Here is an 18413-nt window from a genome sequence, read left to right on the forward strand (position 1 = left end):
TTAAGAGAAACACCTCAGTGAAAAAAACAATACCAGAACTCCTTTACGCAGGCAACCGCATGCAATCAATTCTACTTAGCTACTGACTCCAATACATTTAATTCCTGGAATGCAATAAGAAGTCGTTCCTTGATAGAAACTTCACCCTCACGAAGCCATACACGAGGATCATAATACTTTTTATTAGGTGAATCACTGCCTGTTGGGTTTCCGATCTGAGATTCCAGGTAAGGCTGATTCTTCTTGTAGTATTTATGTATTCCACTCCAAAAAGCCCATTGTATGTCTGTATCAATGTTCATCTTCACCACGCCATAATCAATTGCCTCACGTATCTTCTCTGGTTCACTACCTGAGCCTCCATGAAAAACAAAATTTATTGGATTGTGAGAAGTATTATGCTTTTTCTGTACATATTCCTGAGAGTTCTTTAAAATAGTTGGCTCCAGCTTTACATTTCCCGGGGCATAAACACCGTGCACATTTCCAAAAGAGGCAGCAATTACAAAATGGTCACTCACTTTCATTAACTCTTCGTAAGCGTAAGCCACTTCTTCAGGTTGTGTATACAGTTTCGAGTTTTCAACGTGCGAATTATCTACACCATCTTCCTCACCTCCCGTTACACCGAGCTCGATTTCGAGGAACATGTTAAGCTTTGTTAACTTTTCAAGATAACGTTTGCTGATCTCAATATTGTCCTTTATTGGCTCTTCTGAAAGGTCGATCATGTGCGATGAAAACAGCGGTTTACCATGGGCTTTAAAGAAAGCTTCACCTTCTTTGATCATGCCATCAACCCAAGGCAATAGTTTATGAGCGGCGTGATCTGTATTTAAAATCACAGGAACACCGTACAACTCGCTCACGGTATGTACATAGTTTGCCGCACTTACTGCACCTGCTATAGAAGCTTGTTGAGAATTATTCGGCAAAGACTTTCCTGCAAAAAAATGCGACCCTCCGTTTGAAAATTGGATAATGACAGGGGAATTAATTGATTTAGCTGTTTCTAGTACAGCATTAATGGTGTTTGAATTGGTGACATTAACAGCAGGCAAAGCGAAATGCTTTGCTTTAGCATCTGCAAATATCTGCTTGGCTGTTGTATAATCTGCAACGAGTGACATGATATTAATTTAAAATTTCGACGATAAGTTAATTTAAATACTATTAAATGCAATGCGCATTTATATTCAGTTATATCATTTACCCCTAATTGCCACTTCCAGGCCTACTTCATAACCTCCCATCCTATCCCCATATATGCCAGGAGCAGTTAAGAAAAACAAGCGGATCAACTGGCATTTTAATTTTCTTCTGTCAACCCATGGAAAATATTGCAGAAATTAAACAGCCGGGTATTGCTCAGGGGCAACAACCGGCTTCCGAGGGCCAGCTTTTACCCGTGCAGTTGAATATAAACGGCAAAAATTACCTGCTTCATCTTGAGCCATGGACAAGCCTTTTAGATGCGCTGAGAGAATATTTAGATCTAACGGGAACGAAGAAGGGCTGCGATCATGGACAATGTGGTGCCTGTACCATACTAGCAGATGGAAAACGTATTAATTCATGCCTAACATTAGCAGTTATGTACGATGGCATACCGCTTACTACCATAGAAGGAGTAGCCGAAGGAGATACACTTCACCCTTTACAACAAGCATTTATCGACCACGACGCTTTTCAATGCGGATATTGTACGCCAGGGCAAATTTGTTCCGCGATAGGTATGATGAAGGAAGGACGTGCACAGTCTTCCAATGATATTCACGAATTAATGAGCGGAAACCTTTGCCGGTGTGGCGCTTACAGCAACATCCATGATGCTATAGAACAAGTGATGGAAGAAAACATAAACCCCGAGAAAAAATGAACAGGTTCTCTTATACAAAAACACATACATTAGAAGAGGCAATCCATGAGGTTATCCCTAATGACGGAACGAAGTTTATCGCTGGTGGCACAAACCTTATTGATCTGATGCGTGCTAATATCGAACGACCTGATCATCTGATCGACATCACACATCTCGATCTTCATCAGATCGAAGAGACAGAACAAGGAGGTTTGAGATTAGGAGCTTTAGCTAAAAATTCTGATACGGCTTATCATGAGTTGGTACAAAAGCGATATCCTTTATTAGCAAAAGCAATTCTTGCCGGAGCTTCGCCGCAATTAAGGAACATGGCAACAAACGGAGGAAATCTCCTACAACGCACCCGATGCTACTATTTCTATGATACAGCAACGCCTTGCAATAAACGCATACCAGGGCAAGGGTGCTCTGCTATTCATGGTTATAACCGTATTCATGCCATATTAGGGACAAGCGATTATTGTATCGCCACACATCCTTCTGATATGTGTGTGGCACTTGCAGCATTGGATGCAATCGTAAACGTTAAAGGTAGGGAAGGAGAAAGAACCATTGCATTTAATGATTTTCATCGACTGCCTGATGACGCCGCGCATATTGATTCAACCCTTAGGCAAGGCGAACTTATAACCTCTATTGAACTCCCGGCGAAGGGATTTGAGAAACATTATCAGTATGTAAAAGTGAGAGACCGAAGGTCGTATGCTTTCGCACTGGTTTCCGTGGCCGCAGCATTAAACTTGGACGGAGATAGCATTGCTGAAGCACGCATTGCTTTAGGGGGAGTAGCGCACAAACCGTGGCGCGACGTTGAAGCTGAAACCTTTCTTCAGGGAAAAGTTGCTGAACCTGAAAATTTTGAAAAGGCAGCAGAAATGATTCTTAAAGAAGCAAAAGGCTATAAGTACAATATGTTTAAGATAGAGCTTGCAAAACGTGCAATTGTACGTGCCTTAACAGAGGCAAGAGATCTTCAAACACCTGAACCGCTTAACTGTTACACCTACAACCGTCACCATCAACTTTAATCTGCAAGACAATGAATGCTTCAAATACAACAAATACGGACACCAGTTATATAGGAAGACCAGTCAATAGAGTTGACGGCGTACTTAAGGTTACAGGCAAAGCACAGTATGCAGGGGAATATAATACATCAGGCTTGCTGCATGGTATTGTAATATGTAGTCCAATACCACGCGGAAAGATAACTTCGGTGAGTACAAGCGATGCGCTAAAAGTAAAGGGAGTTAAGAAAGTATTTACTCATGAAAACGTGAAAGGCCTCCCGTGGTTCGATTTAAGTTACAAGGATATGGAGCTTCTACCTGGCTCACCTTTTAGGCCATTTTACAGTAATGAGATTTTATTCAGCCAACAACCTGTAGCGTTGGTAGTTGCTGAAAGTCTTGAGTTAGCAAGGTATGCTTCAACTCTTGTGCGCATCCAGTACGAGACGGCAGAGTTTGAGACAAGTCTTGAGCGAAATCTTAAAAAAGGGTTTACACCACGGCGGGGAAAGACAGGATATGAAAAACCGAAGTCACGAGGGAAAGCAGAACGCGCATTGAAAAAAGCAGATGTAAAAGTTGAGGCGGCATATTTCCACGGCGCAGAGCATCACAATCCAATGGAAATGTTCTCTTCTACTGTTTTGTATGAGAACGATGATAAGCTGACGATATACGATAAAACACAAGGTGTGCTAAATAGCCAGAGTTACGTTACACGTGTCTTTGGTTTAAAGAGTAAGAATGTTAGGGTATTGTCACCTTTTGTAGGTGGAGCATTTGGTTCAGGTCTCAGACCTCAATATCAGCTATTCATGTCAGTGCTCGCAGCACTGGATTTAAAGCAATCAGTAAGAGTTACGTTAACCAGGCAACAAATGTTTTCGTTTGGGCACAGGCCAATCACCTGGCAAAAGCTGGAGCTCGGTGCTAACAAAGAAGGAAGGTTAATGGGAATAAGTCACACAGCTATTTCTGAAACCTCACGGTTTGAAACTTACACTGAAAATGTTGTAAACTGGTCGGGCAGGCTTTACGAGTGTGAGAATGTTAGACTGGATTACCAGCTCGTTCCGTTGGATGTCAACTCTCCCCTTGATATGCGCGCCCCTGGTGCTGCCACCGGTGTACTAGCCCTTGAATGTGCCATGGACGAACTTGCTTATGCGCTAAACATCGACCCGCTGGAGCTGAGATTAAAAAACTATACAGAAATAGATCCTGCTATGAAGAGGGCGTTCTCAAGCAAAAATCTTATGGATTGCTATAAGCAGGGAGCAGAACATTTTGGATGGGAGAAGAGGTCGTATCAGCCGCGGTCGATGAAGGATGGCAAACATCTTATTGGCTGGGGCATGTCTTCAGGTATGTGGGATGCCATGATGATGCCTGCACGCGCAAAGGCAAGATTAACGCCAGATGGAAAACTGACAGTAAGCAGTGCAACGGCAGACATAGGAACAGGAACATATACCATTATGACACAGATAGCTGCTGAAACGTTAGGTCTGCCTCTTAATGATGTTACATTTATGTTGGGAGACAGTAGTTTCGTTTTTGCTCCTTTTGAAGGTGGCTCATCTACTGCAGCCTCTGTAGGCACTGCTGTCCTCTATGTGTGCCAGAACATTAAAGAAGAAGTTTTCAAACTTGCACAGAAAATTGACGGATCACCTTTTCACAATACGTCAATCGAGAAGGTAGTATTTGCAAACGGATATATTACATCCGAGGACGACCCTCAACAAACAATTGCAATTGCTGAAGTATTACAAAGGTCAGGAGTAAAATTTATTGAAGAAAAAAGTACAGACCTGAAGCTTAAGAATTTAATTAAGCAGGGAAAGTATTCACGAAATACGCATTCAGCCGTCTTTGTAGAAGTCAAAGTAGATGAAGATTTGGGAATGATCAGCGTTACCCGCGTGGTGAGTGCGGTTGCAGCTGGCACAATCATCAACCCCAAAACTTCGCGTAGCCAGGTATTGGGTGGAGTAATATGGGGAATATCAATGGCATTGCATGAAGATACCTTTCTGGACAATAACCTTGGCAGATTCATGAATCATGACCTTGCCGAATATCATATTCCTGTTCATGCTGATAACCCTGAAATAGAAGTAATCTTTGTAAGGGAAAAAGATGAAATAATAAATCCTCTTGGGGTGAAAGGTTTAGGAGAAATAGGAATTATCGGGGTTGCCTCCGCAGTAGCCAATGCCGTCTTCCATGCCACCGGAAAACGTGTCAGAGAATTTCCTATTACTTTGGATAAAGTATTTTAACAGAATAACAAACGCATGGTTTGGTGTAAGTCACTAAAACCATGCGCTTAATTATATACCTCTCTAATTACTAAATTCTACTCTGTCCCCCTCCTCCCCTTGTCATGCCTAGCAAAGTATAATTGGAAATCGTTATATTGGAGAGATCATTTATATAAATATTAACAGCTTGCAGCCTCCGGCAATCCAATTACAAACAGAAAGCAATAAACACAGGATAACACAATATCTCTCCCGGTTACATCCTTTCTGGTTTACTTTATATGCTTCTCTCACGGCCTTTAGTTTATACACTTGCGTTTTTGCGTTTCGTAAAGCTTTCACTGCGGCAACTTTTGAAGAGTCAGCATTTCTTGGAGTAAGTTACAAGGTATGGCTTGTTACATTCCAGGTAATAGGGTACGGTCTTTCTAAGTTTATAGGCATAAAAGTAATTTCAGAATTAAAAGCTCAATCTCGGGCACTCGGCATACTGGCCATGATAACCATTGCAGGATTGTCATGGTTATTATTTGCAATAACCCCTAAACCGTATAATTTAATTTTCCTTTTTACAAATGGCTTCCCTTTAGGAATGGTATGGGGCATGGTGTTTGGATATCTTGAAGGAAGAAGAACAACAGAAGTATTGGGCGCAGCTCTTTCTGTGAGCTTTATTTTTTCAGCAGGGTTATGTCGTTCAGTAGGTAGTTATATTATGCAAGCGTGGCATGTTAGTGAAACCTGGATGCCTTTTGTAACATGTTGTCTTTTTCTGTTGCCGCTGCTTCTTTTTTTATGGCTCCTGGATAAAGTACCTCCTCCAAGCGTATTAGATGAAGAATTAAGAACTAAAAGAAAACCGATGCTGCATGAAGAACGAAAGCATTTCCTTAAGTCTTTCTTTCCCGGAATCGTGTTGTTCGTTACAGTATATGTATTACTCACCATCTTCAGAGATTTCCGTGATAATTTTTCAGCAGAAGTTTGGAAAGTACTGGGTTATGGAAACTCCTCAGCAATTTATACCAAGACTGAAGTACCTGTATCCATTGCTGTTCTTGTAGTAATAGGAAGCCTCATGTTAATAAAAAACAACAAAACAGCATTAATGGTCAACCATCTTATTATCGCGCTTGGGATGGCAATGATTGGCGTTAGTACGTTGCTATTTGAAAACAACCAGATTAGTCCTCCCACCTGGATGATACTTATAGGCACAGGGCTGTACCTCGGATACGTACCGTTCAACAGTGTATTTTTTGATAGGCTTATCGCCGCCTTTAACTATGTCGGCACCGTAGGATTTATCATGTACGTAGCAGACTCCTTTGGCTACCTGGGAAGTGTAGGTGTCCTGCTGTTTAAGGAATTCAGTTACGCAAAATTAAGTTGGCTTAACGTATTTATTTCTTCTGGATATATTGTATCCGTATCTGGAGGAATACTAATTCTCTGCTCAGCGACTTACTTTCATTTCAAGCACAAGATTTGGAAAGCCACCTTCCCCGTTTAATTCACTTACTGTAGGATTATGATAACGTTGCTTGTTATAAAACCTGATAACTTTGATAGTTGAAGAAAGATCTCTCATACCAAGGTTTTGCTCCTGTACATATTTTGAAAGCTTTCTTTCTGATTGTAACAACTTTGGATAAATCTTGTTTTTAAACTCCTTCAGGTTAACAAGATTCTCATTATCCAATACGAAATATGCATATGATACCGACCCTTTTTGTTCGTCGTAGCGATCAATTAGATGCCTGCGAAGAACACTAACTTCTCCCTGCAGTACAACTTCATAAAGCCTGCTGGTTGAAAACACATCGTTACCCTGCTTAATAGATGTAAACTTCCTGTTAATATTTAAAAAAGTATCATGCACAAAAGCAGAACATATCTTATGAGCAGGAAACACTTCTATTTGTTCGTTGTTGCTCGTCTTGAACAATACAATATCGTACTCGGGTTTTATCTGTAAGAAGCCTGACAATACTTCCCCGGTTTTAAGTACTACCGAACCTTCATTCCAAGTAGTTCCTGCCCGAAGCGCCAAAGCGGATAGTAAGATTATCCATATAAACAGAATGCGCTTCATGTTAATTTACGTAACATGAATTTAATAATAAATTAACATGCCAGCAATTGCTCTTATAAAGGATCTAATTTTTTTGTATAACAAATAACATCGACCTTTTAAACCATGCGCATCTATCTGCTTATTTTTATCTGCTGCTTCATCTTCGTGTTTGGATGTTCCCGTTCTTACAACAACTCAAACATTCACTCGCATAACGACTACGAAAAAGATCTTCCATTTTACAACGCTTACAACTTCCAGGTAGGGTCAATAGAAGCAGACATTTTCCTGGAAAACGGTGCTTTACTGGTAGCCCATACCAAAGAAGAAATTGACTCATCCAAAACTTTAGCAAAGCTCTATCTTGAACCCCTGGCAAATGAAATAAAGAAGAACAGGGGAAATATTTATTCGGAAAAAGACAAAGCGCTTATTCTGTTAATTGATTTAAAAACAGAGGGAGATAGTACCCTGCGTGCGTTAGTAAACCAGTTTCAATCTTTTCCTGTTCTTACAAACAATAAAAACCTCAGCATCATAATCAGTGGCAATGTTCCGGACACCAGCCGCTGGAAAAGTTATCCCGAGTATATGTCGTTCGATGGCAGGCCTGGCAACGTTTATGCCCAAGAACATTTATCAAGAATAGGTCTGATCAGTGATAACTTCATGAAGTACTGCGCGACTAAAGACGACAGCTCGATTGAAATCAACATAGAGCAAATTAAAAAAGCAATAAATAAGAGCAAGAACCTTCAAAAGAAGTTTCGGTTCTGGGCAACAAAAGATGATGAAAAAACCTGGAAGTTTCTTATAGATCATCAGGTAGACTTAATCGGAACTGATCACGTTGAAGAGCTGGCAAACTTCCTTCAGTCCCTTCATTAAACGAACCCTTACAACGCTTCCTATACCTAACAGAATCAATCTTTTTTCAAGAATGTTTAACAGGGTACCGGCTCTTGGTTGAAGGTGGATTAAATGCGTAAATTAACTCCATCAAAACATTGCCTTAATACGTTTACGCTAGCTTTCCTTCAACAAACAAACCATTATGAAAAAACTCTACCTCATTCACATCTCGATGTTATTGCTCTTCTTTACAAGTTATGGTCAGGTTGCTATAACTAACCTTAACATTGCTTACGAGCAGAACTTTAACAGGCTTTCTGCTACCGGTATTACAAATGATGTTTCAACACTACCATTGGGCTGGACATTCATAGAAACGGGAACCAACGCCAACACCACGTACGCTGCAGGCAATGGTACATCCAACGCTGGCAATACCTATAGCCTCGGCACAGATACTACCGATCGAGCTCTCGGTGGTTTGCTATCGGGATCACTTAACCCTACCATAGGTGCTGCCTTTGTAAACAACACAGCATCAACAATTACGTCTTTAACGATAAGTTACAGCGGCGAGCAATGGCGTCTTGGTGCCATCAACCGTGGAGCAGACAGACTCGATTTCCAATACAGCACCAATGCAATCAATCTCTCTACCGGCACATGGACTGACGTTGATGCACTTGATTTTTCAAGTCCCATTACGTCCGGTACAGCAGGCCCTTTAGATGGTAATGCAGATGCTAACCGCAGCGCCATCTCTTTCCGGGTTACCGGATTAGAGATTACTCCCGGAAGCTCCTTCTTTATTCGCTGGCTTGATTTTAATGTTGCATCATCTGATGATGCATTGGCTGTAGATGACTTCTCCATTATTGCCACGGGTACAACTGGTAACCAACCAGCTATTACTTTTTCTCCTGCCACTCTAAACTTTGGGAACGTCAATGCAAACGAAAGTGACACGCTACGTTATGAAGTAACTACCACTAATATCAACAATTATCCCGTTATTATTTTCTCACAGGATCCATCCTTCTCAATATCCACAGACAACGTCTTCTTCTCGGATTCTACCGGACTACCTGCAGAAGGCGGTGTTGTGTATGTCCGTTTTACTCCTGTAGAAAACAGAAATTATAACGGAACGATCTCACATTATTCCGATGGCATCAATGCAAACTTTACTGTTTCCGGTACCGGTTTTGACCAGGTCAGTAGCATTATACCAATATCTTCAGCAAGTACAAGGTCAATAGGCACTGAAGTAACAGTTGCAGGCCGGGTAACAGTAGCAGATGAACTAGGGAATCCGGCGTACATACAGGATGCAACCGGTGGTATACCTGTCTTCTATGCTCCTTTGGCTTCAGGTGTCTCTATAGGTGATTCTGTAATTGTTACTGGTCCTATCGGATCATTTAACGACCAGGTTCAAATCAGTGGTAACGGCATTCGTTATACAAGAATAAATACACCTTCGCGCGGGATTACTCCCAAACCAATTATGCTTCATGACCTTGCTGCAAATGAGGGCTTGCTTGTTACTATTCAAAATGTTTCGCTTGTCAACAATAAATTTGTCTTCTATCCGCAAAGTACAGAGCGCATAACAGATGGCACAACAGAAGCAGACCTACGCATTGATGGTGATACGGGTATTCCGGGCTTTCAAAAACCACAGGAAACAGTAGATATTACTGGTGTAGTAGGGCGGTTCAGAGCCAATGCTCAACTTCAGCCCCGTTTTATTGAAGATATACCCGGAGCAACCGAGCCTGGTACTGAATATGACTCTATTCCAAAAGCAACTACGTTTGATGTTGTAAACTGGAACTTTGAGTTCTTTGGTGCACGTAGAGAAGATTATAATGAAGAATATGGCCCTGAGGATGAGGCGCTGCAGTTACAAAATATTCGCACGGTTCTTTCCTCGTTAAATGCGGATATTATTGCTGTACAGGAAATCTCAGATGAAGCCTATTTCGGAGAACTCGTAAGCCAGCTTTCAGGTTATAGCTACACCTGTTCGCAGCGCTATTCATACTCCTTTGAAGGACCAAGCAATACATTTCCTCCCCAAAAAGTTTGTTTCATTTATGACACTACAACCATTAACATACTTTCAACAAGAGTGATGTTTGAAAACCTGTACGATTCTGTAAGAACAATAAATCCGACCCTGTTACCTGGATATCCAGGAGGAAGCCCATCAAGTTTCTACTCCAGTGGCAGATTACCCTTTTTGTTAACTGCAGATGTAAGGATTGGTAACGTTACTGAAAGAGTATCCTTCATCAATATCCATGCAAAATCAGGATCAGCACCTGAAGACAGAAACCGCAGGGCTTACGATGCCCAGGTTTTAAAAGATACACTTGACACTCAATTTGCAGGAGAGCAATTTATTATTCTCGGCGACCTGAATGATGACCTGGATCAATCAATTACTGCAGGGCAGCCATCACCTTATGCAAGTTTTGTGGCCGACACCTCAAATTATAATGCGCTTACAAAAGTATTAAGTGAGGCTGGTGCCCGGTCAACAGTAAGCTTTAATGATGTAATCGATCATCAGATTGCTTCTGATGATCTTCATGAAGAATACTTGCAAGGCTCTGCTCAAATTATTGTTCCTTTCAGGCAGGTTGAAAATTACGCAGCCACCACTTCCGATCATCTCCCGGTGCTCACCAGGTATAAACTTCACCAGCCTATTGTTGTATTTGTACAGAATTCAATTACACTTAGTGAAGATAGCAGTGCATATACCGTACAATTACAATTTAACAAGCCCGTTACACAAACAACTCAAATAGCAATTCATATAGAAGGTAATGCGCTATACGGCTCAGATTTTACAACCACTCCTGCCACGCAAAACAACAGCTTAACTTTAACTGTTAACCAAGGGGCAGCTGAGGCACATTTTACTATTTCAATTCTTGATGACAAGCTTGACGAGCTGGCGGAGAGCATCAAGTTTATTATACAACCACATCCGGGAATTGAAATTGCAGCAAACTCAACACTTACTGTAACTGTTGAAGATAATGATATCCCTTCTATAGCTTTTAATGAAAGATACGCAAGTGCCAAAGAAGGATCAGATGCTTACTATGTTAAACTTAACCTCTCAACACCTGCAGCAAGTGAGCAGACTGCCATTATCAACATTTACGGTGCGCCGTGGATATCATCAGGTGCAGACTATGAAGTTGAAGGTGCATCAACGAATAAAGTTGAAGTAAATATTCCCGCGGGTAGCGCAGAAGCCGGATTTATGATTCAGGCTAAAGCTGATAATAAACGCGAACTACCAATAGAGCTTTTAACTTTCAACCTCGCTGAAGTGAGTGACGGCCTTCGTATCGCAACTCCTAAATACTCATTGTTTGGAATTATTGATGTAAAGAAAAAACGAAATTTCTACGCTTATCCTAATCCAACCAATGGCATCTTTAAACTGCTTTGCGAAGAATGTGAAGAAGATATTACGATAAGAGCAGTGCTCACGAACGAAAGAGGATCGATAATATACCAGGGTACTGGTTCAATAGAAAAGTTGAATCAAAGATTAAGTTTGTCATTACTTTCTTCTAAAAGGGGCACGTATATTCTCAAGGCAGTTGTTGATGACGAAACGTACACCGTAAGGATCATCAGGAACTAAGGCTCACATACGCATTAGCCAAAATAACTATCAGTAGTACATTTCATAAAGGAGCAGATTTTTGTTTTGATCTGCTCCTTTTATTTTTCTCTCCCTTACCATTCTGTCCGGGTTTCATTAAAATTTTAGAACGATTGCAACACCTTTTACAGGAAAACCGCGAAAACTAATCCTTGTGTATTTCAATAATTACTGAATAGCATTAGCTTAGCTCTTTCGTTCATTTAAAAAATTACTCATTAACCCTGAACTTACTTACTACACATGGAATACTTCGAAAAATTTGTTTCTGTAGCCAATGGTATCATCTGGAGTGACGTATTGATCTACCTGCTACTCACGGTAGGAATCTACTTTTCCGTAAGAATGCGCTTCTTCCAGGTCAGGTTGTTCAGGGAAATGTTAAGGGTAATGTTTAAAGGAGAAAAGTCAAGTGCGGGTATCTCTCCTTTTCAGGCATTGGCAGTATCATTATCAGGGCGCGTGGGTACAGGCAATATTGCTGGAGTTGCTACCGCGATTTTTTTAGGAGGGCCGGGCGCTGTTTTCTGGATGTGGGCTGTTGCATTTTTAGGTGCAAGTTCTGCGTTTATAGAATCTACACTGGCGCAGATTTACAAGCGCAATGAGAAAGGACTTTACCGTGGCGGTCCCGCGTTTTATATCGAAAAGGGATTTAAGAATAAAAGCATCGGCAAAGTATACGCCATAATTTTTGCCATTGCTACCATACTTGCTACAGGCTTATTGTTACCCGGCGTTCAGGCCAACAGCATTGCTTCCGCCGTACACAATGCATTTTTTATTGACCATACTTATATCGGTATACTTCTCGCCGTTTTGTTAGGCTTAATCATTTTTGGTGGAATTAAAACAATTGCCTGGGTAGCAGAATTTATAGTGCCCTTCATGGCTATTGCTTATGTACTGATTTCACTGATTGTTGTGGTGATCAAGTTTGATCAAATACCAGAAGTTTTCGGATTAATCTTCTCAAGCGCTTTTGGTGCCAATGCAACTTTTGGTGGTATAGTAGGCGCCATGATTTCAATAGGTGTAAAACGTGGTGTTTACTCCAATGAAGCAGGACAAGGAACAGGGCCGCATCCGGCAGCCGCGGCTGAAGTTACACATCCTGTTAACCAAGGTCTAGTTCAGGCCTTTTCTGTGTATATAGATACCTTATTGGTTTGCTCTGCCACTGCATTTATGATTCTTGTTACGGGTATGTACAATGTAAAAGGACCTGAAAAAGACCTGATCGTTGATAACGGTGTATACTACATGCAAGGTGGTGTAAAGAATTTTGATGGCAACTCTGTTTATACGCAGGCAGCTATTGACAATGCGCTAAGCGGAAAAGAAGTCTTTGATTATAACTACACAGGTGCCGGAAGTTACCTCGTTGCCATTGCGCTTTTTTTCTTTGCCTTTACCACGCTAATGGCCTACTACTACATTGCAGAAACAAACGTGGCCTACCTCACACACAAACGCGGAGGGCCACTGCTTATGTTCCTCCTAAAAATTGCCATGCTTATATCTGTTTATTTCGGTGCTGTTAAAACAGCACAGCTAGCGTGGGATCTTGGTGACCTGGGTGTAGGATTGATGGCCTGGCTAAATATTATTGCAATCCTCATTCTGCAAAAGCCAGCTATTGATGCATTAAAAGATTACGAAAGACAAAAGAAGGAAAGGGAAGAGCCCGTATTTAACCCCGAGGAATTGGGAATTAAAGATGCCGACTTCTGGGCTCAGAAATAGCGGTCAAGAAGACTGCTGATCATAACTCTTAAAGATTCGAAGTTGTCGGGTTTAAGTAGTAATTCAATGTTACGATCTTTACAGTCCTGTATAAATTTAGGATCGTGGTAAGTAGAATATATCACAGCGGGTATATCCTTATAACGATCCTTACTTTTCAATACATTTAAAGTATCAAGCCCTTTTAGTCGGGGCATGTTCTGGTCTAAAACAATAAGCTGAGGCAATTCACCATCGGAAAGCTCCTCGACCAACTGAATCAATTTCTCGCCGTTTTCTGCGATAAGCACATTATAACCTCCATCAATCTCCTCTACCACCTCCTTAAAAATTTCCTGATCATCTGCGTCGTCCTCGGCTAGCAATATTCTCTTCATTCTTTTATTGTTATTGCTCTATGGGAAGAACGATGGTAAACGAAGCTCCTTGTCCCTCCTCCCCTGATGCTGTAATTATACCACTATGTTTTTCAACTATTTTTTTCACAATGGCCAGACCAATACCTGTTCCTTCGTATGCATCTTTTGAATGCAACCTTTGGAACAACACAAAAATATTCTCTGCAAATTTTTTATCAAAGCCTATACCGTTGTCGGAAATGGTTATTCGGCAATATGCACCTTCAGCAGTTGGTTTCCCGTCAAAAGCTTTATTATCAATACGTACTGCACTTATTTTTATTTCCGGAATACCATCAGGCTTTGAGAACTTTAAGGCATTGCCAATCATATTCTGAAATACCTGCCTTATTTGTCCCGGTATTACATCTATCAATGGAAAATCATCTACCTGAATATGTGCCTGCTTTTCCTGGATTGCTACTTCCAGGTCTTCAATAATTTCAGAGATAAGCTGATTCATATCAGTCGCTTCGTACTTATTATTTTCAGCAGATAACTTGGAGTAGTTAAGTACGTTGTTAATAATGGACTTCATCCTTGTAGATGAATGAAGAATCTTTGTCAGGTAGTTTGCACCGCTACCCAGTTCAGATGTATACCTGTCTTTAATCAGGTTCGTATATAAAAGTATCTTCCGCAAAGGTTCCTGCAGATCGTGAGAGGCAACAGAAGCAAACTGCTGCAGGTCACTATTACTTACTTCAAGTGCCTCATTCATTTTAAGGAGCTCTTCTGTACGCTCAGTCACCTTTTGCTCTAACACGTCATGCGACTGCTTCTGCTCATGTACATCTATAGTGGTGGTTACCCAATTGATTACATTGCCCCCTTCGTCTTTTCTAACCTTGGCCCGTAGTATATTCCAGTGGTACGTTCCATTAAAAAGACGTATGCGCACCTCTGCCTGAAAATCGCTTTTATAAGTAATTGCATCGCCCCAGCGTTCTTCAATACGCCGCAAATCATCCTGGTGAATCACGCGCTTCCACCCGTCATTCAGCGCATGCTGCAGTTTAACACCTGTATAGGTTTCAAATTGCCTGTTTACAAAATCAACCTTTCCTTCTGCATCAGAAGTCCATACAATCAATGGCATTGACTGTGCCAGGAATCTACGCTGCTCTATAATATTTTCAATCTCCTGCTCCGCCTTCTTCAGATCTGTAAGATCGAGCATAGAACCCAGCATTCTATAAGGGGTGCCATACTCATCCTGAATTACAGAGGCCCTGTCAAGAATATTGGCATAAGAACCATCTGCTTTTGCAAAACGGTATTCTTTCGACCATTGCTTTTTGCCAGAATTAAATGTTTGATGAATACTGCTCTCTACTCCTTTGCGTTCTTCCGGGTGTATTTTTGAAAGCCACTCCTGATGTGTGAATGAATCTGCCTCGCTATAGCCAAACTTCAGATAGAATGCATCGCTGTACCAAATCTTATTATTTACCAGGTCCCAGTCCCAGATGGCATCATTGGTAGCGCGTGCTACCAACCTGAACCGCTCTTCACTGGCGTAAAGCATCTGCGTTCTTTCCGTTACCTTTCGCTCAAGCTCACTGTTTAGTTTTTTCAGATTGTCTTTTGTCGTAACAAGCTCAACATAATTTTTCTTGAGTCTGTCTTCTGCATTCTTCTTCTGTGTGATGTCAGAAAAAGTGGCTACCAGGCCATCCGCCATCTGCACGGCCGTAACTTCAAACCACAATTTCTCTTCCTCGTAAAAGATATCAGTATGCAGCTGCGTGCCTTCCTCAACAATAGTGCAAAACTGCTGAAACAGGTTCTCGAAAAACAGTGCCTTCAGATCGCGCTTTATCTGCAAGCCTTTAATATTGTCCATCTCTTTTTTCAACCATTTCGCACCTGCATGATTAGCGGTTACAATAGAGAAATCAACAATTTGTCTTCTTGAATTTCGTACACTTTCCAGGGCAAAAATTGCGCTTAGGCTTGCGTTAAATACACCACGAATAATATTATTAAGACTCGTTATTGTGGTTATATCAATAAACGAAATAATAATACCCGCCGTTCTCTGATCCTGGGTAATGTAAGGCATTATCCTCAGCAGAAGATTCATACCATTATGCAACTCCACCTCCCGCTCAACCGTACCGCTGTTCTTTAAAACATTCTCAATATCACTGTTCAGGCCACTGTACTTCAGGTTGGTAGAGATATGCGAGAAAGGCCTTCCTATATCAGTCTCGATCAAATTGATCATCCGAACGGCAGCAGGGTTAAATTTGCGGATAAACATATTCTTATCCAGAAAAATCTGACCGATGTTACTGCTACGGAAGTAGTTGTTGAGATCATCATTAAGTTCAATAAGTTCTTTGATCTTAAGTTGATGCTCGGTATTTAAAGTATGTAGTTCTTCATTTAACGACTGCAGTTCTTCATTCGAACTTTGCAGTTCTTCATTGGCCGAAAGCAGCTCTTCATTGCTTGACTGAAGTTCTTCATTGGCTGTCTCCAGATCTTCTATTGCATGCTGAAGGTTGTTTTTGGTTTCACTCAACTCTTCTTCCAGCGAAAGAACATAGTCACTCTGCCCCGCATCAGGATAAACAAGTTTAACTGGCTCTGTTACCAGAGACTCTTCTATCAGCATGAAATGGAATGCTATCAGGGTAAACTGTTTATTATATGACTGGCTCTCCGGTTTCACCATCACTTGCAAAGCAATATCTTTTTCGCCGTGGCGGATATGGAGGTTGCGTATTACCTTTTTCTGGTTGGTCTTCCAGGCATTTTTTATCTCCCCTACTAACGTAGAAGAAACACTACCCGGCAGCATGCGCAGGAGGTTAAGTTTTAGAATACGCTTGGGCAGCGAAAGGATCTGATCAAAATTTCCAACCGCTTCTTTTATTTCAAAGTTTCTATCAATGTAGAATGCAGCAAAGTTAAACTCGGTAAACAAGGTTTCCTTAAACTCATCCCAAAGATTAGTATTACGTTTACTGTTACGTTCATGTGCCGATACCAGCACCTGCGCATTACTACGTTGCGACCTGCTTTCTACTTCGGGCAGGTATGGAGAAAGCTTGGCTTCCGAAACCTTCTTGTATATTTTCCAGCGTACGCTTACCTCAGCAATATGCTGTTTTATAGAGTTGGCATTTTCTGTAGTGCCCAGAAAGATGTAACCATTTTTATTAGCCGAGAACAAGAGCACTGAGTATACCCTGTTTTGTAAGGCAGGCCCCATGTATATGAGCATGTTTCTGCAGCTAACCAGGTCGTTTTTTATAAAGGGCGGATCTTTAATTACGTTATGCCCAGCAAATACAATCTGCTTTCTTATTTTTTGAGTAATAACGTAACCATCGTCCTGTTTAGTAAAGTATGTTGCCAGCCTTTTAGCATCTACATCTTCTTCAATACTTTTCGGATAGAAGCCTTTAGAGGCAATCTCTATATTAGATTTTTCAATATCGGTTGCAAAGATCTTTACAGGTAGATGTTGGGCATTCACTTGCTGGATTACTTCATCCAAAACAATAGCCAGTGAATATGCTTCTTCCCCTGTACTGCAGGCACAAATCCAAAGTTTGATCTGTTCACCAAGTTCTTTCTGTTTAATGATTTCAGGAAATACTTTCTCCTTCAACACATCGAAAGCCTCTTTATCACGGAAAAACCTGGTAACGTTTATAAGAAAATCCTTACCCAGCAGTTTACACTCTTCCGGGTTACCTTTTAAAAAATTATAGTAGTCTTTAACGTTATCAAAATTCTCCTTACGCATTCTATTAAACACCCTCCTGGTAATGGTAGGTGTTTTATAGTAATGGAAATCAAACCCTGCCTGCCGGTGTATCTCTTCAAAAATGAGCTTGAGCGTTTCATCATCAATACTGTCTTCTGAGTATTCAGCATCAGCAACAAAGTTCATGATCTGCTGAGGTATTTCATTGGCAGGAAGCACAAAGTCTACATTACCACTGGTGATCACGCTTTTTGGCATTCCATCAAATTTGGATGAACCTGGCTCCTGTACAATTACAAGGCCCCCTTCTTCCTTAACAGATGCCACTCCTTTTGTTCCATCGGTACCAGTTCCTGACAAGATTACAGCAATAGCTTCCGATTTTTTTTCTTTTGCTAAAGAATGCATAAAAACATCAATAGCATTATTAGGCACTTTTAAATTCTGCTTTTCTGTAAGAATAAGCTTGTCGTCCTTAACAGCAATAAACTTGTTGTTAGGGATAACATAAACGCAATTCTTACGAACGGGCAGGTTATGCTCTGCTTCAAACACCTTCATGTGCGTATGGCGCGAAACAAGTTCTACCAGCAAACTTTTATAATCGGGGGAGAGGTGCTGAATAATAACAAAAGAAAGATTACTGCTCTCTGGCATATTGTCAAAGAACTCATGAATAGCTTCAAGACCGCCGGCTGAAGCTCCGATAGCTACAATGTAATGACCTTTATCTTTTACTACTTTCTTTACCATTTCAAAATTA

At 41.0% G+C, this 18413-nt stretch carries 11 protein-coding genes; 7 read left to right on the top strand and 4 right to left on the bottom strand.

From position 1 onward, the window contains the following. Positions 1-71: 71 nt before the first annotated feature. Positions 72-1130, bottom strand: a complete 1059-nt coding sequence (gene fbaA, locus KK060_RS06300; protein WP_254152854.1) for a class II fructose-bisphosphate aldolase — start codon at positions 1128-1130, stop codon at positions 72-74. Between the two features lie 200 nt (positions 1131-1330). On the opposite strand from fbaA, the gene KK060_RS06305 reads away from it, so the two are divergent. The 4 genes from KK060_RS06305 (at position 1331) to KK060_RS06320 (ending at position 6672) form a co-directional block, all read left to right on the top strand. Continuing rightward, positions 1331-1879, top strand: a complete 549-nt coding sequence (locus KK060_RS06305) for a (2Fe-2S)-binding protein (protein ID WP_254152855.1) — start codon at positions 1331-1333, stop codon at positions 1877-1879. After that, the gene (locus KK060_RS06310) at positions 1876-2910 is read left to right on the top strand and encodes an FAD binding domain-containing protein (protein WP_254152856.1); all 1035 of its coding nucleotides are present in this window, start codon (positions 1876-1878) and stop codon (positions 2908-2910) included. Before KK060_RS06305 ends, KK060_RS06310 begins: the two co-directional genes overlap by 4 nt. Positions 2911-2921: 11 nt before the next feature. After that, positions 2922-5177, top strand: a complete 2256-nt coding sequence (locus KK060_RS06315) for a xanthine dehydrogenase family protein molybdopterin-binding subunit (protein ID WP_254152857.1) — start codon at positions 2922-2924, stop codon at positions 5175-5177. Between the two features lie 169 nt (positions 5178-5346). Beyond that, complete coding sequence (locus KK060_RS06320) at positions 5347-6672, top strand: DUF5690 family protein (RefSeq protein ID WP_254152858.1); 1326 nt, start codon at positions 5347-5349, stop codon at positions 6670-6672. Here the strand turns inward: KK060_RS06320 and KK060_RS06325 are convergent. Next, positions 6616-7254 carry a hypothetical protein gene (locus tag KK060_RS06325; protein ID WP_254152859.1) on the bottom strand — a complete coding sequence of 213 codons (639 nt, stop codon included), beginning with the start codon at positions 7252-7254 and terminating at the stop codon, positions 6616-6618. The two genes, KK060_RS06320 and KK060_RS06325, sit on opposite strands and share 57 nt — an antisense overlap. Before the next feature lie 105 nt (positions 7255-7359). Between KK060_RS06325 and KK060_RS06330 the strand changes: the two genes are divergently transcribed. The 3 genes from KK060_RS06330 to KK060_RS06340 all read left to right on the top strand — a co-directional run bounded on the left by KK060_RS06330 (position 7360) and on the right by KK060_RS06340 (position 13528). Then, positions 7360-8124, top strand: coding sequence for a PI-PLC domain-containing protein (locus tag KK060_RS06330; RefSeq protein ID WP_254152860.1), 765 nt, complete (start codon positions 7360-7362; stop codon positions 8122-8124). Between the two features lie 166 nt (positions 8125-8290). Continuing rightward, positions 8291-11761 carry a DUF5689 domain-containing protein gene (locus KK060_RS06335; RefSeq protein ID WP_254152861.1) on the top strand — a complete coding sequence of 1157 codons (3471 nt, stop codon included), beginning with the start codon at positions 8291-8293 and terminating at the stop codon, positions 11759-11761. Between the two features lie 264 nt (positions 11762-12025). Further along, positions 12026-13528: an alanine/glycine:cation symporter family protein gene (locus KK060_RS06340; protein ID WP_254152862.1), complete on the top strand. Its 1503-nt coding sequence runs from the start codon at positions 12026-12028 to the stop codon at positions 13526-13528. Here KK060_RS06340 and KK060_RS06345 read toward each other — a convergent pair. Together KK060_RS06345 and KK060_RS06350 are read right to left on the bottom strand one after the other, a co-directional pair. After that, entirely contained in the window at positions 13519-13905 is a 387-nt protein-coding gene (locus KK060_RS06345; RefSeq protein ID WP_254152863.1) for a response regulator, read from the bottom strand. The two genes, KK060_RS06340 and KK060_RS06345, sit on opposite strands and share 10 nt — an antisense overlap. Positions 13906-13915: 10 nt before the next feature. After that, the gene (locus KK060_RS06350) at positions 13916-18403 is read right to left on the bottom strand and encodes a chemotaxis protein CheB (protein ID WP_254152864.1); all 4488 of its coding nucleotides are present in this window, start codon (positions 18401-18403) and stop codon (positions 13916-13918) included. Positions 18404-18413: the final 10 nt, after the last annotated feature.

It is taken from the genome of Chryseosolibacter indicum, assembly GCF_018598585.1.
GTDB lineage: Bacteria > Bacteroidota > Bacteroidia > Cytophagales > Cyclobacteriaceae > Chryseosolibacter > Chryseosolibacter indicus.